This is a genomic window from Rhizobium sp. 'Codium 1', assembly GCF_020889605.1.
Classification (GTDB): domain Bacteria; phylum Pseudomonadota; class Alphaproteobacteria; order Rhizobiales; family Rhizobiaceae; genus Allorhizobium; species Allorhizobium algae.
This window is the reverse complement of sequence record NZ_JAJGPW010000002.1, coordinates 573,626-592,879: the sequence shown is the minus strand read 5'-3', so window position 1 is coordinate 592,879 and position 19,254 is coordinate 573,626. Positions and strand designations below refer to the sequence as shown.

General features: G+C 61.6%; 20 protein-coding genes. 11 read left to right on the top strand and 9 right to left on the bottom strand.

The genetic code is table 11. The features are described 5' to 3' along the window. The first annotated feature begins 51 nt into the window (after positions 1–51). Positions 52–1,425: a GH1 family beta-glucosidase gene (locus LJE98_RS07970; RefSeq protein WP_229574623.1), complete on the top strand. Its 1,374-nt coding sequence runs from the start codon at positions 52–54 to the stop codon at positions 1,423–1,425. 34 nt (positions 1,426–1,459) lie between these two features. Here the strand turns inward: LJE98_RS07970 and LJE98_RS07965 are convergent, their stop codons facing one another. Continuing rightward, entirely contained in the window at positions 1,460–1,855 is a 396-nt protein-coding gene (locus LJE98_RS07965) for a winged helix-turn-helix transcriptional regulator (RefSeq protein WP_229574622.1), read from the bottom strand. Positions 1,856–2,016: 161 nt separating this feature from the next. Here LJE98_RS07965 and LJE98_RS07960 point away from each other — a divergent pair, with 161 nt between their 5' ends. From LJE98_RS07960 to LJE98_RS07950, 3 genes are all read left to right on the top strand, one after another. Continuing rightward, positions 2,017–2,655, top strand: a complete 639-nt coding sequence (locus LJE98_RS07960; protein WP_229574621.1) for an NAD(P)H-dependent oxidoreductase — start codon at positions 2,017–2,019, stop codon at positions 2,653–2,655. A gap of 190 nt (positions 2,656–2,845) precedes the next feature. Beyond that, positions 2,846–5,080 (top strand): putative bifunctional diguanylate cyclase/phosphodiesterase, encoded by a 2,235-nt coding sequence (locus LJE98_RS07955; RefSeq protein WP_229574620.1) that lies wholly within the window; start codon positions 2,846–2,848, stop codon positions 5,078–5,080. Positions 5,081–5,150: 70 nt separating this feature from the next. After that, positions 5,151–5,399, top strand: coding sequence for a hypothetical protein (locus LJE98_RS07950; RefSeq protein ID WP_229574619.1), 249 nt, complete (start codon positions 5,151–5,153; stop codon positions 5,397–5,399). A 23-nt stretch (positions 5,400–5,422) separates the two neighbouring features. Here LJE98_RS07950 and LJE98_RS07945 read toward each other — a convergent pair whose 3' ends face one another. The 3 genes from LJE98_RS07945 to LJE98_RS07935 all read right to left on the bottom strand — a co-directional run bounded on the left by LJE98_RS07945 (position 5,423) and on the right by LJE98_RS07935 (position 7,870). Beyond that, the gene (locus LJE98_RS07945) at positions 5,423–6,367 is read right to left on the bottom strand and encodes a rhodanese-related sulfurtransferase (RefSeq protein WP_229574618.1); all 945 of its coding nucleotides are present in this window, start codon (positions 6,365–6,367) and stop codon (positions 5,423–5,425) included. 107 nt (positions 6,368–6,474) lie between these two features. Next, positions 6,475–7,398 (bottom strand): CHAD domain-containing protein, encoded by a 924-nt coding sequence (locus tag LJE98_RS07940; RefSeq protein WP_229574617.1) that lies wholly within the window; start codon positions 7,396–7,398, stop codon positions 6,475–6,477. Then, entirely contained in the window at positions 7,382–7,870 is a 489-nt protein-coding gene (locus LJE98_RS07935; RefSeq protein WP_229574616.1) for a CYTH domain-containing protein, read from the bottom strand. The genes LJE98_RS07940 and LJE98_RS07935 overlap by 17 nt, the downstream gene beginning before the upstream one ends. 155 nt (positions 7,871–8,025) lie before the next feature. Here LJE98_RS07935 and LJE98_RS07930 point away from each other — a divergent pair, with 155 nt between their 5' ends. From LJE98_RS07930 to LJE98_RS07915, 4 genes are all read left to right on the top strand, one after another. Beyond that, positions 8,026–8,664 (top strand): 2-dehydro-3-deoxy-phosphogluconate aldolase, encoded by a 639-nt coding sequence (locus LJE98_RS07930; RefSeq protein ID WP_229574615.1) that lies wholly within the window; start codon positions 8,026–8,028, stop codon positions 8,662–8,664. Between the two features lie 87 nt (positions 8,665–8,751). Further along, positions 8,752–9,450 carry a tellurite resistance TerB family protein gene (locus tag LJE98_RS07925; RefSeq protein ID WP_229574614.1) on the top strand — a complete coding sequence of 233 codons (699 nt, stop codon included), beginning with the start codon at positions 8,752–8,754 and terminating at the stop codon, positions 9,448–9,450. Positions 9,451–9,550: 100 nt separating this feature from the next. After that, complete coding sequence (locus LJE98_RS07920) at positions 9,551–10,240, top strand: GNAT family N-acetyltransferase (RefSeq protein ID WP_229574613.1); 690 nt, start codon at positions 9,551–9,553, stop codon at positions 10,238–10,240. Between the two features lie 14 nt (positions 10,241–10,254). After that, positions 10,255–10,656: a hypothetical protein gene (locus LJE98_RS07915; RefSeq protein ID WP_229574612.1), complete on the top strand. Its 402-nt coding sequence runs from the start codon at positions 10,255–10,257 to the stop codon at positions 10,654–10,656. Positions 10,657–10,661: 5 nt separating this feature from the next. On the opposite strand, the gene LJE98_RS07910 is transcribed toward LJE98_RS07915, so the two are convergent. The 3 genes from LJE98_RS07910 to LJE98_RS07900 form a co-directional block, all read right to left on the bottom strand. Continuing rightward, entirely contained in the window at positions 10,662–11,780 is a 1,119-nt protein-coding gene (locus LJE98_RS07910) for a nickel/cobalt transporter (protein ID WP_229574611.1), read from the bottom strand. Further along, on the bottom strand, positions 11,774–12,418 hold the full coding sequence (locus LJE98_RS07905; RefSeq protein ID WP_420710107.1) for a DUF1007 family protein: 645 nt from the start codon (positions 12,416–12,418) through the stop codon (positions 11,774–11,776). The genes LJE98_RS07910 and LJE98_RS07905 overlap by 7 nt, the downstream gene beginning before the upstream one ends. Before the next feature lie 89 nt (positions 12,419–12,507). After that, the gene (locus tag LJE98_RS07900; protein ID WP_229574610.1) at positions 12,508–13,401 is read right to left on the bottom strand and encodes a LysR family transcriptional regulator; all 894 of its coding nucleotides are present in this window, start codon (positions 13,399–13,401) and stop codon (positions 12,508–12,510) included. A 562-nt stretch (positions 13,402–13,963) separates the two neighbouring features. Between LJE98_RS07900 and odc2 the strand changes: the two genes are divergently transcribed. From odc2 to LJE98_RS07885, 3 genes are all read left to right on the top strand, one after another. Continuing rightward, complete coding sequence (gene odc2 / locus LJE98_RS07895; protein ID WP_229574609.1) at positions 13,964–15,097, top strand: ornithine/lysine decarboxylase; 1,134 nt, start codon at positions 13,964–13,966, stop codon at positions 15,095–15,097. Between the two features lie 69 nt (positions 15,098–15,166). After that, complete coding sequence (locus LJE98_RS07890) at positions 15,167–15,763, top strand: GNAT family N-acetyltransferase (RefSeq protein ID WP_229574608.1); 597 nt, start codon at positions 15,167–15,169, stop codon at positions 15,761–15,763. Positions 15,764–16,217: 454 nt separating this feature from the next. Beyond that, the gene (locus tag LJE98_RS07885; protein ID WP_229574950.1) at positions 16,218–16,829 is read left to right on the top strand and encodes an outer membrane protein; all 612 of its coding nucleotides are present in this window, start codon (positions 16,218–16,220) and stop codon (positions 16,827–16,829) included. A gap of 230 nt (positions 16,830–17,059) precedes the next feature. Here the strand turns inward: LJE98_RS07885 and LJE98_RS07880 are convergent, their stop codons facing one another. Both LJE98_RS07880 and LJE98_RS07875 read right to left on the bottom strand, forming a co-directional pair. After that, positions 17,060–18,046, bottom strand: a complete 987-nt coding sequence (locus tag LJE98_RS07880) for a WD40 repeat domain-containing protein (protein ID WP_229574607.1) — start codon at positions 18,044–18,046, stop codon at positions 17,060–17,062. A 55-nt stretch (positions 18,047–18,101) separates the two neighbouring features. Continuing rightward, positions 18,102–19,193, bottom strand: coding sequence for a CobW family GTP-binding protein (locus LJE98_RS07875; RefSeq protein WP_229574606.1), 1,092 nt, complete (start codon positions 19,191–19,193; stop codon positions 18,102–18,104). Positions 19,194–19,254: the final 61 nt, after the last annotated feature.

Below are 19,254 nucleotides of genomic sequence, written 5' to 3'. Positions count from 1 at the left end.
GAACGGCTGCGGGCGTCCCTGTGCGCCCTGATCTGACGAAGGATGTGTGTGATGATCGATCCCAAAGCGCTCGCCTCGCGTTTTCCCGGTGACTTCCTCTTCGGGGTGGCCACCGCCTCCTTCCAGATCGAAGGAGCCTCGAAGGCAGATGGGCGCAAGCCCTCGATCTGGGATGCGTTTTCCAACATGCCGGGCCGGGTCTTCGGACGGCATAATGGCGACGTCGCCTGCGACCATTACAATCGCTGGGAAAGCGATCTGGATCTCATCCGGGACATGGGCGTCACCGGCTATCGTTTCTCGATCGCGTGGCCGCGCGTCATTCCCGAAGGCACCGGCCCCATCAACGAGAAGGGGCTCGACTTCTACGACAATCTCGTTGACGGGCTGAAGGCGCGGGGCATCAAGGCTTACGCGACGCTTTATCACTGGGACCTGCCGCTGGCGCTTATGGGCGAGGGCGGCTGGACGGCGCGGTCAACTGCTCAGGCTTTCCAGCGCTACACCAGAGTTGTCATGGAGCGGCTTGGCGATCGGCTCGACGCGGTCGCGACCTTCAACGAGCCCTGGTGCTCGGTCTGGCTCAGCCATCTCTACGGCATTCATGCACCTGGCGAACGCAACATGGATGCGGCAATGCATGCGCTGCATTACACCAATCTTGCGCATGGGCTCTCGGTGCAGGCGATCCGCGAAATCGCGCCGAATGTACCGGTCGGGTTGGTGCTGAATGCGCATGAGACGCTGCCCGGCTCGGACAGCGCCGCCGACAAGGCGGCGGCCGAACGCGCGCATCAGTTCCACAACGGCGTCTTCTTCGATCCGGTGTTCAAGGGAGAGTATCCGGCAGGCTTCCTGTCCGCGCTTGGTCATCGTATGCCCAAGATCGAGGAGGGGGATCTCGCGATCATCAGCCAGAAGCTCGATTGGTGGGGGCTCAACTACTACACGCCGATGCGTGTTGCCGACGATCCGACGCCGGGCGCAGAATTCCCGGCAACGTCAAATGCTCCGCCGGTCTCCGAGGTGAAGACCGATATCGGCTGGGAGGTCTATGCGCCGGCCTTGAAGTCGCTCGTCGAGCGGCTCTATGCCCGCTACGATCTGCCGGTCTGCTACATCACCGAGAACGGCGCCTGCTACAATATGGACGTCGAGGGTGGCGAGGTCGATGACCAGCCGCGGCTCGATTACTACGCCGAGCATCTCGACAAGGTCGCCGATCTGATTGCCGAGGGCTATCCGATGCAGGGCTATTTCGCATGGTCGCTGATGGACAATTTCGAATGGGCGGAAGGCTACAAGATGCGCTTCGGGCTGGTGCATGTCGACTACGACACCCAGGTCCGCACCATCAAGAAGAGCGGCAAGTGGTACCGCGATCTGGCGCTGGAATTCCCCAAGGGGAATTTCAAGCCGGACTGATGCAGCGGCGCGAACCGCCCCTAATTTAGCGTTCTCACCCGAGCTTGATCAGCTTGTTTCCGGAGTCGGTCTCGTTGCGCTGGTCGAACTCGGCGCGGGCCGACCGGATGCGGTCGTGATGGGTGAAGACCCAGCCTCCCAGTGCCCGGATCGGTTCGCCAAACGAACGGCCGAGATCGGTCAGTGCATACTCCACTTTTGGCGGCACGGTCGGATGCACCGTCCGCTCGACGATGCCGTCTCTTTCCAGCGCCCGTAAAGTCAATGTCAGCATGCGCTGCGAGATCCCGACGACGGAGCGCTTGAGATCGGAAAAGCGCTGTGGCCCGTCGCCGAGCATCATGATGACAAGGACCGTCCACTTGTCGCCCAGCCGCGCCAGCATCTCGCTGACGGTCTGGCATTTCGTGGGGTCATAATTGTCGCACATGGCGGATCCAATCGTTCCATCGATGTAACCTGGTATCAGGAATGTGCCTTCTTGCACAAATTTGATGGTTACATATTTAGGCCTGGTTACGAATTGATACCAGACCCTGCTGGTCCTGCCAACTCCCAAGGCGCCGCACGGGTCCAACCAGGAGCGACAGCATGTCCGCACTCATTGAAAAGCTGAACTGGCGCTATGCCACCAAGAAGATGGACCCGGCCAAGGTCGTTTCCGAGGACAAGGTGGAGCGTATTCTCGAAGCGGCCCGGCTCGCGCCAACCTCCAGCGGCTTGCAGCCCTTCGAAGTCATCTTGGTGACGAACAAGGACGTTCGCGCCAAGATTCAGGAAATCGCCTGGAACCAGGCCCAGGTCACTGAGGGTTCGCATCTGCTCGTCTTCGCCGCTTGGGACAATTACACCGTCGAGCGTATCAACCACATGTTTGACCTCACCAATGAAGAGCGTGGAACCACGAACGAGGGCTTCGAGAACTATCGCCAGATGTTGCTCGACATGTATCCCGGGCGTGAAGCGGCGGTGAACTTCGAGCATGCTGCACGCCAAGCCTATATCGGCTTCGGCATGGCCGTTGCTGCTGCCGCCTTCGAGGGCGTCGACGCCACACCCATGGAAGGTTTCGATGCTGCCAAGCTCGACGAGATCCTGGGCCTGCGCGAAAAGGGCCTGCGTTCGGTCACCATCCTGCCGATCGGTTATCGTGCTGCCGAGGGCGATTGGCTTGCGAACCTGAAGAAGGTGCGTCGCCCGAAGGACGAGTTCGTTTCGATCGTCGCCTGACGACGGTCAACAGTCTCCCGCCGGCACCTCCAGGTCGGCCGTGAGGGCTCCGGGCAACCGGAGCCTTTTTTCATGATCGGCCGGACATCCGCATACCCCGATAAATCGTTATTCGGCATGCTGTTCAGCATGTTAAGCCAAATTGAACATATTGTGTCGCAAGGTGTGGTTTCAGCCTTGGGTAACTCGTATGCGGCTTCGCGATCTGAACGGACGGCTCCAACCACTCGCTACCCGACGGGTGGCAGTCGCGGCTTTGCTCGTGGTGTTCGCGACGATGGCGATGATGGTCGCCTCGATCGTGATGACCGCACTCGAGCGCGTCGCAAATTATGCCAATCACCTGGACGAGGAACGGTCGCGCGAGACGCTGGTCGGCGCCATCCAGACATTCGAGCACCAACTGGGTGCCACGCTGCTCGATTACACCGCTTGGGATGACGCGGCGGCCAATGCTTATGACAACCAGGACATGGCCTGGATGATCAGCAATTTCGGCGACATGACCTTCGACAGTGACCTCTTCGATGTCGCAATCGTGCTGGACGCGCAGGGCCAGCCGATGATGGCCTATGCCGACGGTTCCCCGATCGACGGGCGCGCCGAGGGGTATCTGACGCCGGCACTCATGGCGCTTTTCGAAAAGGTGCGCACGGGCCAGAGTGGGCTTGTTCCGCAAGCGCTCGGCTTCGTCAGGACCCAGAAGGGGATTGGCTCTGCCGGCGTTGCGCTCATCCGGCCCAAATCCGGCGAGATCGGCAGGCCGCAGGACGAATTCGTCTATCTCTCCTTCATTCGGCACTTGTCGCCCTCGACCGTGGAGCGGATCTCGGAGGCCTATGTGCTTCCAGGCCTCGAGCTCATTCCGCCATCCTCAAGCAAGACCTCCGTCACGATCTCTGCCCCATCAGGCGAGCCGGTCGCGTCGCTTGCCTGGATTCCGCGCGTACCGGGCGATCAGAGCCGTGAACAGGTCAAGCCGTTGATCACGGCGGCGCTTGTGATCATCATCATCTACTGCCTTCTGCTCGTGGTCCTGGGAAATGCCGAGATGCGGCGCGTCCGGGCGGATGAGGCAAATGCCGTCAAGCTTGCGCAATCCGACCGGCTGAGCGGGCTTCTCAATCGCGCGGGATTGAACCAGTTTCTCGAGGACGCGGTCCAGCGCGGGCGTGACGCGGGCGAAGATGTCGTCCTGCTCTATCTCGATCTCGACGGGTTCAAGGAAGTCAATGATGCCTATGGCCACGCGACCGGGGACCGGTTGATCCGGGCTGTCGGGGCCGGTCTCTCGGTCCTGGTCGAGGAAAAAGCCGGGCTTGCCCGCATTGGCGGTGACGAGTTCGGGATCGTTTTGACCGGCAAGGATGCCCAGGTGCGGGCATCCCATCTCGCGGAGTCGATCCTCGCCTTCTTCGATGAGCCTGTGCTTCTCGGAGAGCGGACCGTCGTGGTCGGATGCAGCATTGGCGTGTGCGTTTCCGAGGGGGGGAGCGTCGACGGTGGCGAGCTCACACGGCGCGCCGACATGGCGATGTATTCCTCCAAGGATTGCGGGCGGGGCCGGTCGACGGTTTATGACCCGCGCATGGACGAGGAGCGCGAGACCCGCAACCAGATGGAAATCGATCTGCGCGCGGCGATCGCCCGCAGCGAGATCGAGGTGGTCTACCAGCCCGTCGTGGATGCCAAGACGTTTGCGCTGGTCAGTGTCGAGGCACTGGCCCGCTGGACCCGCAGGGGGCATGGCCCCGTTTCGCCAGATGTCTTCATCCCGATTGCAGAGACGAGCGGCTTGATCGATCAGCTCGGTCTCTGTGTCTTGCGCCAGTCGTTGCAGCAACTCTCTCACTGGCCGGAATTGAAGCTCTCGGTCAATGTGTCACCGGGGCAGTTCCGGGATCCGTCCTTCGTCGACCGTGTCGCTGCCATGTTCGAGGAGACCAATATCGAGGCCGGTCGTGTCGTCCTTGAAATGACGGAGACCTATTTCATTCAGAGCCCGGATCGCGCGCGTCTGGCCATGGAGCGGCTCCGGGCGCTCGGGCTGCGCATCGCGCTCGACGATTTCGGCGCAGGTTTCTCCAGCGTCGGTTATCTCAGGCAGTTCGGCTTCGATCGGATGAAGATCGACCGGTCGCTCGTCCAGTCGCTGGATCGCGGTCACCGCGCCGTCGAAATGCTGCAGGCGACGGTGGCATTGGCCCGGTCGCTCGGCATACCCGTGACGGCGGAAGGTGTGGAGACCGAACAGCAGGCCGTCATCCTGCGGCTTTCCGGCTGCGACCAGTTGCAGGGCTATCTCTTTGGCCGCCCACAATCGCCGGAAGAGATCGGTGCCTTGATGCTGCGGCCGATGGAATTGCGGGCCAAGGCCGCCGAGCTCGCCTTCGCCGGCAACCGCGACGGGGCGATGCTGGTCTGACATTGCGCGTGAACATTCGGGAACCCGGGACGGGGCTCGGGGCTTCTCCTTCCCTGAAAGGAGACTTCAGATGTTTACCACCGATACCTGGCTCAGAATTGTCTGTAGCATGATGATCAATGCCGTGATCTTCGGCACTGGGGCTGTTCTCGTCCTGTCAGTCCCGGCTCTCGCCGCCCACGCGAAGATCCTGCTGCCGTTCGTCGTCATCGCCGCATTTGCGGCCGCACCTTTCTTTGCTCTCGCCGTTGCTCCGCGCATGCGGTTGCGCAATTGGGGGCGCCGAGACTGGAAGCGCGGTGACGCAATTTCAGGATGAGCGGTTCTGACTGACCGGCGACACTAGCCGCCGATGTGCTTGTCGCCGCGCTTCTTTGCCAGCGCGATCTGAAGCTGGCGCTGACGATACCGGTCGCGATCTGCTTCGGTGCGGGTTTCATAACAATGGCTGCAGGAGACGCCTTCCTCGTAGTGAGGGTGCGTCACTTCCTCGGCCGTAATCGGATTACGGCAGGCGTGGCAAAGCTTGTGGTTGCCCTCTTTCAGGCCGTGGGTCACCGAGACGCGCTCGTCGAAGACAAAGCAGGCGCCGTCCCAGAGGCTTTCCTCTTCGGGAACCTGTTCCAGATACTTCAGGATGCCGCCCTTCAGGTGATAGACGTCCTCAAAGCCCTGCTGCTTCATGAAGGCGGTCGCCTTTTCGCAGCGAATGCCGCCGGTGCAATACATGGCGATCTTCGGCTTGTTGTGCAGGCCGGGATTGTTCTTCACCCAGTCCGGGAATTCGCGGAAGGTCTTGGTGTTCGGATCGACCGCGCCGCGGAAGAGGCCGATCGCAGTCTCGTAATCGTTGCGGGTGTCGATGACGATGGTTTCGGGGTCTGAGATCAGCTCGTTCCAGTCCTTGGGGTCGACATAGGTGCCGACGATCTCGTTGGGGTCGATGTCCTCGACGCCCATGGTCACGATTTCCTTCTTCAGCCGCACCTTCATGCGCAGGAAAGGCATCCTGGAGGCCCGGCTTTCCTTGTGCTCGAGATTGGAAAATTCCGGCTGGCTGCGGATGAAGGCGAGCACGGTTGCTATCGCGGAATCGGTGCCGGCGATCGTGCCGTTAATGCCCTCATGGGCAATGAGCAACGTCCCCTTCACGCCATGCGATTTGCACAGCGTTTCCAACGGCTCCTGGAAGCTCTCAAACCGCGAAAACCTTGCGAAATGGTAGAGCGCGGCGACGCAAAAAGCGCCGCCTTCTTCGTGACGGGGTGCTGCAATGTGTTCTGTCATAGGCTGCGAAATACCGCCTCTCCCCCTGCAGCGCAACGGATTTCCGCTGGCCGCGCCAAGTTTGAGATTTGTCAATTCTTGCGCCTGGGGACGGGCGGTGGCCGGGATCAACCGGTCCGGCGCTGGATCGCTGCCCTCATCCACAGGGTCTCGATGATGTCGGCCTCGTCCTTCGCGGCGTCGGCAAAGATGCGGCCGGCCAAGGTCAGAGCCTCGCGGCGCAGGTCCATCTGGCGACGGATGATGATGGCTAGCAGGAAGGACTGACCTTCCCCGTTGCCGAAGATCTCCGGTTCGTGGTCGAGCAGGGTGATGAGCACCGTCAGGTCGTGTTCGTGGCCGAGCAGGTCGACAAGTCTCTTGGCGTCCCGGCGCTTTGCACAAAAGGCGCTCGGCCAGAGGTCGCTCAGCAGGGACAGGTTCATCCAGTAGGCTTGCGAGGCCTTGCGAAGGTCATGGAAGGCTTCGCCATGGCTCTCGCCCTTGCAGGTGTCCAGCGCCTCGTGGGCCTCGTCGAGGCTTCTGCGCCAGCCCCGGGCGACGAGACGAGCGGTATGGCCGGCTTTCGAGGGCAGGGAAAGATCGTGCAGGGCCGAGACAGCGGCCCGGCATTCGGTAACGACACCGGACACTTTGGCCTGAAGGTCGCGTTCGCTCTCGGCGATGTCGTCTCGGCGCAGGGCCAGCACTTCGCGGGCTGCCGCGAGTGTCTCGGCCTCGTCGTCGGTCAGGGCGTGGACCGAGAGGTGCTCGACCGTCTCGATCAGGGCCGTGGCATCGCGGATGCTCGAGAGGCTGCGGCCGGCCTCGCGCAATCTCGTATTCTCCCGGCGCCAGAAAGCCTTGTCGCCCCGCGCCACAAGGCGATAGAGATTGCGCAGGCGCTTGAAGATCTTGCGGGCCGCATGGATCGCCTCGTGCAGCCCCTCCGGTCTCGCCTCCAGCGTCTCGATCGCCTTTTCCAGTTCCCGGCGTGCAACGCTTTGCACCTCGGCGAGAAGCGGGCGGTCCGGCCTAATGCGATATGGCATGCACCAGCTCCGGCCGCGTGCGCTCAGTGGCGAGGACCTGGTTGGAATAGCGCTTGTCCCCGGTCACCTCGCGGCCGAGCCAGGCCGGCAGCGCCGGGGCATCGTCTTCGGAAGCCATCTCCACCTCGGCGGTGATGAGCCCGCGATAGACACCCTCGAACACGTCGATTTCCCAGGTGAAGCCCTCGAAGTTCACGGTAAAGCGGGTCTTTTCGATGACGTTTCCAATCGAGAAGGCCAGCATTTCCAAGGCGTCGTCATGGGAGATCGGGTATTCGAATTCGTCGCGCGTGAGCATGCCCTTGCCGAATTTTATCGTCAGTTGGGCGGTCTCGTCATTGCGGGTGCGGACGCGCACCGAGCGATCCGCCTCGGCGGCGATATAGGCTTGCCGAATTCGCGTTTCGGAAGTGACGGAGCTTTTCCAGCCATCGGTCCGGACGAGAAACTTGCGCTCGATTTCCTTCGCCATATGCTCACGCCCCGAAAATATTCCGCCGCCGGACCATAGCGGAGGCCGGAGTGTTAGGAAACCCGAAAGATTCCGTGTTACCTGTCGGGCTCGACATCGAAGTCGTCGCGCGTTAGTGAATTGCCGATCTAATCGTTTTAAAAGAGGGTCCTGCCATGGGCGATAAAACCGAAAAGCTCCTCTCCACCCTGAAACTTCAGCCGGTCGTGCCGGTCCTGATCATCGAGGATGCCAAGACCGCAGTGCCTCTGGCGCGCGCGCTTGTCGCAGGCGGATTGAAGGCAATCGAGATCACGCTGCGCACCGCAGCCGCGCTCGAAGCCGTGCGTCTGGTGGCACGGGAAGTCGAGGGCGCCGTGGTCGGCGCCGGCACGATCCTCAATGCCGCCCATTATGCGGCAGCCGTCGATGCCGGTTCGCAGTTCATCGTCAGCCCCGGCACGACGCAGGAATTGCTCGATGTCGCCCGCCAGTCGGACATTCCGCTGCTTCCGGGTGCGGCGACCGCGTCCGAAGTCATGGCGCTGCGTGAAGAGGGCTACAAGGTTCTGAAGTTCTTCCCCGCAGAACAGGCTGGCGGTGCCGCCTATCTCAAGGCGCTGTCTTCGCCGCTCGCCGGCACGCTGTTCTGCCCGACCGGCGGTATCTCGTTGAAGAACGCCATGGACTATCTGTCGCTGCCGAACGTCGTCTGCGTCGGCGGTTCGTGGGTTGCGCCGAAGGAACTGGTCTCGGCCGGTGACTGGGCAGGCATCACCAAACTCGCCAGCGAAGCCGCAGCCCTCAAGGGCTGACATTCACGTCGGCTCCATCGTCACGCTCTTTGTAAAATCGAAGTCGCTTCCTATCTAGGGAGCGACAGAGACAACAAGGAGACCAAGATGTTCGACGCCAAGAAGCTGCTGGATCAGTTCCTGGGATCACAGGTGCCGGGAGGATCCGGGTCGATCGGCCAGAAGGGCAATGATCTCCTGGGGATGGCCAAGGCCAATCCCTGGAAGAGTGGCGCTCTTGCGGCCGTTCTGCTTGGCACGAAGACCGGCCGCTCGATTGGCGGTAACGCCTTGAAGCTCGGCGGTCTCGCCGTGATCGCCGGTCTCGGCTATCAGGCCTACAAGAATTACCAGGCCGGTCAGAAACCTGAACCGTCCCAGGCGCTGCCCGAACTTCTGCCGCCGCCGAAGGATTCGCCTTTCAGCACTGAGCCCCAGGCCGTTTCCAACGACTTTGCCTTGTCGTTGGTGCGTGCAATGATCGCGGCCGCCAAGGTCGACGGTCATATCGACGCGGGCGAACGGTCGCGGATCATGGACAAGGTGCATCTGTCCGGTCTCGGCACGGAAGCGGAAGCTTTCATCGACGCGGAGCTCGCAAGGCCGATCGATCTCGATGCGCTTGTCGCCTCGGCCCAGACCGAGGAACAGCGGGTCGAAATCTACACCGCTTCGCGCCTCACCATCGAACCGGACACCCGCACTGAACGCGGCTATCTCGACATGCTCGCCGGCCGTCTTGGCCTTCCGGACGCGCTGGTCGATCATATCGAGGCGACCGTGGCCTCCGCCAAGATCAGTCTCTGATCGCCTGCGGCATCCGGTCCGCCCGGGTGCCGCTCCGACGGTTGCCTTTGTCGCCTGCCTGACTTAAGCCTCGGACGATTGATCAGCCTGAGGTTCTGCCATGCGTGACCTGTCCACCTTCAAGGGATGTCCGGCGCCACAGCCCGTCCGGCTGGAGGGGCGGTTCGTCGTGGTCGAACCCTATGATCGCGCGACCCATCTTAAAACCTTGTGGGAGGGCCTGGGTGGCCATGAGGTCAATTCGCTGCTCACCTATTTCACCCAGCCGGACTTTGCCGGGATCGATGATTTCGACGCATGGCTGACTGCCGTCCAGAAAAGCGGATGGATCACCGAGGTGTTTCTCGACAGGGCGACCGGGACGGTCGTCGGCATGGCCAACTACATGCGGCCCGATCCGGCAAACGGCGTTGTCGAGGTCGGTGGCGTCGCACATGGCCCCGCGATGAGCCGTTCGCCTCTCGCGACCGAAGCGCATTACCTGCTCGCGCGGCATGTCTTCGATGATCTCGGTTACCGCCGGTACGAGTGGAAGTGCCATAACGAGAACGTGCCGAGCAAGGTGACGGCGAAACGCTACGGTTTCAGCTTCGAGGGCGTCTTCCGCCAGCACATGCTGTCCAAGGGAAAGAACCGCGACACGGCCTGGTTCTCGATGATCGACAGAGAATGGCCACTGAACCGGGCCGCATTCGAGGCCTGGCTCGATCCTCAAAATTTCGACGAGGTCGGACGCCAGAAGCGCCGGCTGGAAGACCTGCGGGCCGAGCTGGCCGCGGCCCAGACCTGATAGGAAATCACATCGTGAAGCCGAACATCTTCAGCATCATCCTCTATGCCGGCACCGCCGTTGTCGTCGCAGCACTGGCCTATGGAAGCTACAAGAATGCCACCGTCGCCTTGTCGGTCGGCCTTTGTGTGGTGATAGGGCTCGTGGTTTATGCCTTCCGCTTTCTGCCGGAGCCGAAGAAGATCGCAAGGCAGGGTGCGGCTGCACCGTCCTCCCGCTCACAGACGAGACAGGCCGCAGTTGTCGTTGCCGTCATCTTCGGGCTGATGCTGCTCGTGCCGACCGTCGTGCTTTGGATCGGCCGCTATTCGCCGGAACTGGGCGCCTTTGTCGGCGCCATTGCGCTGATGGCGATCTTCCTGATCCTGTGGCTGCGCTCGCGTTATCAGCGGAGCCACGAGCCGGACGAGAGCTGATCGGCTCAAGCCGTCAGACTCGCAGCGAGCAGCAGCGCCCCGAGCAGAATGACGAGCACTGCCGCCGCCACTTCGATGGAGCCGGCAACGATACCGGCGCGGCGTGAGCCGGGGCCGGAGAGCCGGAGGGCCACGCTCTTGGCGCCGACGGCGAGGCTTGCCAATACCGAGACCGTTATTGCCGTGCCGAGCGCCATGGCGAGGACCGAGAGTATTCCGCCAAGCAGCAGACCGTTCAACAGTGAAAAGGTCATGACGAGCAATGCGCCGGAGCAGGGGCGCATGCCAACTGCAATCACGGCCGACCAGGCATCCCGTAGGCTGAAGGTATTGCCGCCGACAAGGCTCGGATCCGGCGCGTGGGCTATTCCGCATTCATGGCAGACGGAGCCCGGCGCCAGGGCATCATGGTCATGGGCGACGGCCATGGCCCGGAAGCGGGAGCCGGCCGTATCGCGCGGTGTCGATAGTGTCGCCGGTTCGGCAAAGAGCGAGGCCGTAACGCTGCCGGCGGCTGTGGTATCAGCCCCTCCGAACAGGGCTCCGCTCGTGCCCGTCGGCGTCACTCTGGCGAAAGAAGCCCTCAGCTTGCGTATCAGGAGCCAGACGCCGAAGGCGACGATCATCGCGTAGCTCGCGATTTCCAGGGTCTGCGTCGCAGCGGTCATGCTGATCGATGTGCCGCGCAAGAAAATGTAGGTCACGCCGACTACGGCGATGGCGACGAAGGCCTGCAGGAAGGCCGAGACGAAGGAGACGAGAATGCCGCGGCGCAGTTCGATCTCGTTGGCAAGCAGATAGGACGAGATCACTGCCTTGCCGTGGCCGGGACCGGCGGCGTGGAAAATGCCATAGGCGAAGGAGAGGCCGACCAGGGTGACCAGGCTCCAGGGATCCTCGCGCATCGCCTTCAGCGCATTCGTCAAAGACCGATAAAAGGCCTGCTGGTGGGTGTTGATCCATACCAGGATTTCGGCGAAGGGGCCGCTTGCGGGCTGGTAGCTCGGCTCGGCAGCGCCGATCCCGAGCGGCGAGGCGGCATGTGCGAAGCCGGCGAGCAGGAAGAGGGCGAGGGCGGCGACGGCGAAGCGTGCGGGAAACAGGCGCCCTGCGATCCTCAGCATGTCACCTCCAGCCGCGTCGCGAAGAGCTTGCCCATGTCCGTACCGGCCGGATCGCTGAAAAAGGCCTCCGTCAGGTTCGACTGGTTCTGGGCGATCACCTGGTCGGGATCGGGGCGGACGACCTTGTGAGTGCAGGCCTCGAATGGCTTGCCCTCGACAACCATGTCCTCATCCTTGGCGAAGTCGATCGCGGTGTAGAGCGTGGGGTCATAGACGCCGAAGGTCATGGAGCCGCCGATCTTTACAGGCGTCTTGGGCTTGGCGACGAAGAAAACGAGAAGCTGATTGTCCTTGAAGTCGACATTGAAGATTTCCGGCTTGGCGACTTCGCTCGATGCGCCATCCGCGGTGATGAAGGTGAAGTAGCCGTAGTCGCCGAGCGAGTCGCGGATCGTGTTTGCGATCTCGCTCAATTCGTCATGGTCGAGCTTCAGGTCGCTGTTCTTGTCGAAATCCATGAGGACGCTGGAGGAGAAGATGTCGTCGAAGCGCCAGACATTGCGCAGTTCCTTCAGCATGCCGTCGTCTGTCGCAACGATCTCCACGCGTGCTTCGGCAAAGATGTGCGGATGGGAGAGGGCAGGCGCTGCAAACGCCATGGCCGCTCCGGCCGCGCAGTAACCGAGGCTCTTCCGCATGCTTCAAACACCCTTCCCGCATTCCCGCTGACGGTCCCTCCCTGTCCGATAATTGGGACGAAAGTGGGACTTCGTGCCCGCCATACCTTTCAGGAATAGCGCTTGAACCATGCGTGAAGGTAATCGACGAGGGCGCGGACCTTGGCCGGCAGATAGCGGCGATGCGGATAGACGGCATAGATGCCACGATCCTTGGCGATGAAGTCGTCGAACAGCGAGACGAGTTCACCGGAGGCGATATGGGGCCTGGCAATGAAATCCGGGATCATCGCGATGCCCATGCCGGCGCGGGCTGCCCTCAGTGTCGCCAGCGGACTGTTCACCTCGATCGGGCCTGTCACGCTGACCGAGATGTTCTCGCCGTTCGTATCGACGAAACGCAGACTGTTGTGCGAGCGCGAGTTGGTGTCGATGAGGAAGGGAACGCGCGACAACTCGCTCGGATGGGTCAGCGGGCCGTTCTCGGCAACGAAGGCGGGTGTGGCGCAGGCATAGACCTGGAAGTCGGAGAGCTTGCGCGCGATCATTCCGGAATCGTCGAGCTTGGTGATTCGGATGCCGAGGTCGAAGCCTTCCTCGATCAGATCGACGAAGCGGTCTTCGGCGACGATTTCAAGCGAGATCTGCGGATTCTCCTTGGCGAAATCGATCAGGGACTGTCCGACATCCGCGTCGATGAAGGTGCGGGGGACCGTCACCTTGAGCTTGCCCTTGAGGTCGGCATTGTTCTCGCGCACGAGATCGGCGAGGTTGTCGATCTCCTTCAGAATGTCGGAGGCGGTCCGAAAGTAGGTATGGCCGGCCTCCGTCAGCGAGAATTGCCGCGTGGTGCGGTTGAGCAGAAGCGCGCCGAGTTCGTCTTCGAGCTCCCTGACATATTTGGACAGAAGCGCCTTCGAACGGCCGGTCTTGCGGGCGGCTGCGGAAAAGCCCTCGGCTTCGACCACATCGATGAAGGCCCGTATTCGCGTGAGCGTGTCCATCTCAATCCCCCAATTTGTCGCTGTTTGTGAACGTATGGAGGAAATTGTTCAATGAACAGTATGCTGGGCAGCAAAATTAAGCAGGGCAAAAATTTCCTCTTGATTATGACGAACACATTTCTTATGTCCTGTTCAGCCCAAAGTCGCACGTGCCCGTGTGTGTCCGCCGACCCTCGAACTGGGATTTATCCCTAAGGTGAGGTTATCGGTAAGGTACCTGGAACTAACCCCTCCAGTCGCTATTCCGGCCAACCGGAAAATGCGAGGACATACGAAGCAACGACGGTGCGGGCCTTTCTAGTCTCTTCCGGCTTTCCATCAGCCGGAGTTACTTCAGAGGCACACCATCATTGCCGGAAGTGCGGTAGGGTTCCCCTCCAATCCATGGCAGACAAAGCGGATCTACTTGCTCGGTATCGAGCGTTTCGATCCATAGTTTCGCGCGTCGAGCGTTCGTACGGTACCGGTGTCTCCACCGACTGGTTTCGAGCGATGTCTCGCCGTCCTTTGTCCATCCGAAGCTTGGCAGCCTCGGATAACTGGAATTTGGAAGGTTAGATCGATGACCACTGCACGCATCCTCGACTTCATCAACACCCGACGTCCTGAAGGTCCCTGCCTCGTGGTTGACCTCGATGTCGTGCGTGACAATTTCGGTGCCTTCCGTCATGCCCTGCCGGACAGCGCCATCTACTACGCAGTCAAGGCGAACCCTGCGCCCGAGATCCTCCAGCTCCTGGCTTCGCTCGGTTCGAACTTCGACTGCGCTTCCGTTGCCGAAATCCAGATGGCGCTCGATGCCGGTGCGGATGCCTCGCGCATCTCGTTTGGCAACACCATCAAGAAGGAGCGCGACATCGCCCGGGCGTTTGCACTCGGTGTTGACCTCTATGCCGTCGACAGCCATGAGGAAGTCGAGAAGATCGCTCGTGCCGCTCCCCGCGCCCGTGTGTTCTGCCGCGTCCTGACGGACGGCGACGGCGCCGAATGGCCGCTTTCCCGCAAGTTCGGCTGCGTGCCGCAGATGGCCGTCGACGTTCTCGTCTATGCCCACCAGCTCGGTCTCGAAAGCTTCGGCGTCTCGTTCCATGTCGGCTCGCAGATGACCAAGGTCGATGCCTGGGACGGCGCTCTTGCCGACGCCAAGCGTGTGTTCAATTCGCTGGCCAAGCTGGGCATCGTCTTGAAGATGGTCAACATGGGTGGCGGTTTCCCGACCAAGTACCTGCGCGACATCCCGTCGGCAGAAGCCTATGGTCTGGCGATCAAGGAGTCGCTGAAGAAGCACTTCGGCAACAACATCCCGCAGACCATCATTGAGCCCGGCCGCGGCATGGTCGGCAATGCCGGCGTGATCAAGGCGGAAGTCGTGCTGATCTCGAAGAAGTCTGACAATGACGAGCACCGCTGGGTGTTCCTCGACATCGGCAAGTTCGGTGGTCTCGCCGAAACCATGGACGAAGCGATCCGTTACCCGATCCGCACCGCCCATGATGCCGATGCCATGGAGCCTTGCGTTCTCGCCGGTCCGACCTGCGATTCGGCCGATGTCATGTACGAGAAGAACATGTATCCGCTGCCGATCTCGCTTTCGATCGGCGACGAGGTTCTGATCGAGGGCACCGGCGCCTACACCACCACCTATTCGGCGGTGGCGTTCAACGGCTTCGACCCGCTGAAGTCCTACGTCATCTGACGTCTCCCGCGCCGGACAACCGGCGCGGACCTTCACAATCATCGTCATCGCTTGGGATGGGAGGCCAACATGGCCGCTGTTCTGACCAGCATGCGTGCGCTTTTCGCGCCTGCGCCTGCCTTTGTCATCGATATTGAAACGCCTGCCGACGTCGTCGCACGCGAGGCGCTGCTCGACCGCGCCATGGGTCGCGATCGCCGCAAGAAGTCATCGGAGAAGATCCGTCATGGACGGATTCCGGCCGAGGGCCTGGCGCTCGTCGCGCGCGATGCCGCGGGCCATGTCATCGGTACGGTGCGCCTGTGGAACGTCGAAGCCGGAATCTGCCGTGAGGGCAGGGCGATCGATGCCCTGCTGCTCGGCCCGCTTGCCATCGATGCGATGCATGAGGGCAAGGGAATTGGTGGCGCATTGATGCGGGCAGCGCTTCTCGAGGCCCGCAAGCGCGGACACGGCGCCGTGCTTCTCGTTGGTGACGCCCCTTACTACGAGCGCTTCGGCTTCTTTGCCGACAAGACGCAGCATCTGGTGATGCCGGGTCCGTTTGCGCGCGACCGCTTCCTGGCACTGGAACTCGTGCCTGGCTGGCTCGAAGGAGCCGCCGGCATGGTGGTTCCATCAGGCCGCAAGCTGTCGCAGCCGACCGACCTGCGCCGCGCAGCCTGAGCAAGGCTCCCGGATGCTCGCTGAAGGGCCCGGTCGCGACTCGTCGCGCCGGGCCCTTTGCTTTGACGCAGCTTTCAAATTTGTGAGTTTCCCCGTTCCGCTTTTGGTTGCGGATCCGCCGTCTGCCGCCTTGCGGGCTCAGAGCGGAAAAAAGCGTGGCCACACAGTTGCTTGAACGACGGGATACTGCGCCGTCGTATCGCTGCACGGCTGCCGGTGTGGCGGATTTCAGACATCGGCCACGTGTTACTGACACAGTTGTCCTTTTTTCCGCCATATCAAGGAACCATTTTGCTGTTCGAAGCTTCCTGCTGCGGGGTCCGGCGCGAATTATTTCGCACGGGCGGGAACAAAAGCGCCGGTTGGGTTTAGATGGTTATGTTGTATAATCATCACATACTTTAACCAGAGGTGGCGTTATAAGTGGCCTTGTAACACAGGAGTTAAAAACATGATGAAGAGCATCCTTCTCGGATCTGCCGCCGCTCTGGCGATTTCGACCTCGGCTTTTGCAGCTGACGCAATCTACGAAGCTCCGGCTGAGCCGCCGGTGTCTGTCGAAACCGTGCCGCAGTTTTCCTGGGCAGGTGGCTATGCAGGTATCCTGACCGGCTATGGTTGGGGTGACGGCGAAGTCGGCGGTATCGACGACAGCTTCGATGGCGCCCGCTTTGGTGGCTTTGCAGGTTACAACTGGGATCTCGGCAACCAGCTGGTCGTCGGTGTCGAAGGCGACCTGAACTACGACTGGAACGAAGAAAACGTAGCCGGCGTAGACTACGAGACCGGCATGAACTGGTCGGCTCGTGCGCGCGTCGGCTATGCTATGGACCGCGCGCTGCTGTTCGCAGCCGGTGGTTACACCGGCACGAACATTGAGGGTGCTGGCGACGACGACACGCTGCATGGTTGGACCATCGGTGGTGGCGTCGACTACGCCCTGACCGACCGCATGTTCACCCGCGTCGAATATCGTTACAACGATTTCGGCAACGGCGACCTCGGCGGCGCAGACGTCGATTTCAGCCAGCACACGGTCAATGTCGGCCTCGCCGTCAAGTTCTGATCGGATCCAACGGATACGGAAAAGCCCGGCTTCCTCGCGGAAGCCGGGCTTTTTTTGTGTCCGCTCGCCCGGGTTCAGGCGGCAGTATGGAGAGATTGCGGTCCTGACGCAGCGGTTAAAAATGCTGGTCGAAGGTATCATCCAGCGTAGTGCAGATCTTGCATTCGGCGCGGCGATGACGTCCGGGACCTGCACGCAAACAAGAGGTTTCGAGGCCTTGCTGTCAGCAATCAGCCGGTGATGTCGATGACGCCGCAGTCGCCCGCTTCGGAGGCGAAGGCCAGAAGCTTGCCGGTGCTGCTCCAGGCAAGCGAGGTGACCGCACCCTTGCCCGGACGACGCAGAAGCGCCTCCTTGCCGTCTGTAACCCGCACGGCGAGGATCATGCCGTCGATGAAGCCGATGGCGAGAACCTCTTCCATCGGGTGGAACGCGACATGGGTGACGAGGATGTTGGCGCGGGTGCCGAGTTCGAGCGGCGCCTTGCCCATCGGGCCGTCCTTGCCGGAGAAGGGCCAGACGATTGCAGCCGGCGCCCCGGACGAGGCGAGCCACTTGCCCTTGGGCGACCAGGAGAGGGACTTCACCTTGGCAGGATAGCCTGTCATGCGCATGTGACGGGTGTCGGCGGCCTTGCCGTCGAGCTTCCAGCCATGCAGGGCACTTTCCTGCATCATCGTCACGACGAAGCGGCCGTCAGGCGAGAAGGTCACGCCCGTATGGGCGCCCTTCCAGTCGAGATCCACGGGAGCCCCTGCCGTACCGACCCAATGGAGCGTGACGCCGTTGTAGCGGGCGACCGCGATGCGCAGCCCCTTGGGAGCGAAATCGACCGCCTCGACCGTGCGCTCTTCGGTGAATTCCTTCGTCGTGCCGTCCGCAAGGCGCACGAAGGTGGATTTGCCATGGGCATAGGCGACCGCCCCTTGCGGGCCGGGTGCCACGACCGAAATCCACTTGCGCGGCACATGGGCGAGTTCGGTGACGGTTCCGTCATGGGCAACGCGCAGCACCCGGCCGTCTTCGCCGCCGGTCAGCAACGTCTGGCTCGCCGGATCCTTGACGCAGGTGAGGAGGCCGGCATTGGCCTCGGTTACCTTCTCGCCACCATCCAGTCGGTGGATGGCGCCCGTCGCTGCAGCAAAGACCGGGATGTCTCCGAGAAAATGGGTCGAGACAACATGACCTTCGATATCGAGAGGGGCGACTGTAGGCATACGTTCAGGCTTTCTTTCAGGCAGAGTTTTGGCGTTAAGGGGCAAATTGCTCCGGTCAGGCGGTGGCTTCGCAGGCCTTGAAGCTCGCTTCGAGCTTCTCGCGATCTAGCTCGCGGCCGATGAAGACGAGGCGGCTTTCGCGCTTCTCGCCATCCTTCCACGGGCGCTGGTGATCGCCTTCCACGATCATGTGAACGCCCTGGACCACATAGCGTTCCTCGTCGCCCTTGAAGGCGATGATGCCCTTGAGGCGCAGGATGTTCGGGCCTTGCGTCTGGGTCACCTTCTGGATCCAGGGGAAGAAGCGGTCCGGATTCATTTCGCCGCCGCGCAACGAGACGGACGTGACCGTTACATCGTGGATCGCCGAAGGCGCGTGATCGTGGTGATGGTGACCGTGATCGTGATGCTGGTGGTCATGCCCGTGATCATGGTCATGATGGTGATGATCATGGCCGCAATCGGGACCGCAGACATGGTCGGCGTCGTCATGATCGAGGAAATGGGGATCATTTTCCAGCGCGCGCTCGAGGTTGAAGGCGCCCTGGTCGAGGACCTTGGCGAGATCGACGCCCGAGCGGGTTGTCGAGTAGATGCGAGCGGACGGATTGATCGCGCGCACGATGTGCTCGATCTGGTGCAGTTCGTCATGGCTGACGAGATCGGACTTGTTGATCACGACGACATCGGCGAAGGCGATCTGGTCTTCGGCCTCACGGCTGTCCTTCAGGCGCAGCGGCAGATGCTTGGCGTCGACCAGAGCCACGACGGCATCCAGCTCCGTCTTGGAGCGGACGTCGTCGTCCATGAAGAAGGTCTGCGCGACCGGGACCGGGTCGGCAAGGCCGGTTGTCTCGACGATGATGCCGTCGAAGCGGCCCGGGCGGCGCATCAGGCCTTCAACGACCCGGATCAGGTCGCCACGCACCGTGCAGCAAACGCAGCCATTGTTCATTTCGTAGATTTCCTCGTCCGACTCGACGATCAGATCGTTGTCGATGCCGATCTCGCCGAATTCATTGACGATGACGGCATATTTCTTGCCGTGGTTCTCGGAGAGGATGCGATTGAGCAGTGTCGTCTTGCCGGAGCCGAGGTAGCCGGTAAGCACGGTGACGGGTGTCGGTTTCGCGGATGCTTCGGTCATGAAAGCCTCTGATGTCAGGGGGCGCCGGGCGATGCGGCTGTAATGGTATTACCCCCATATA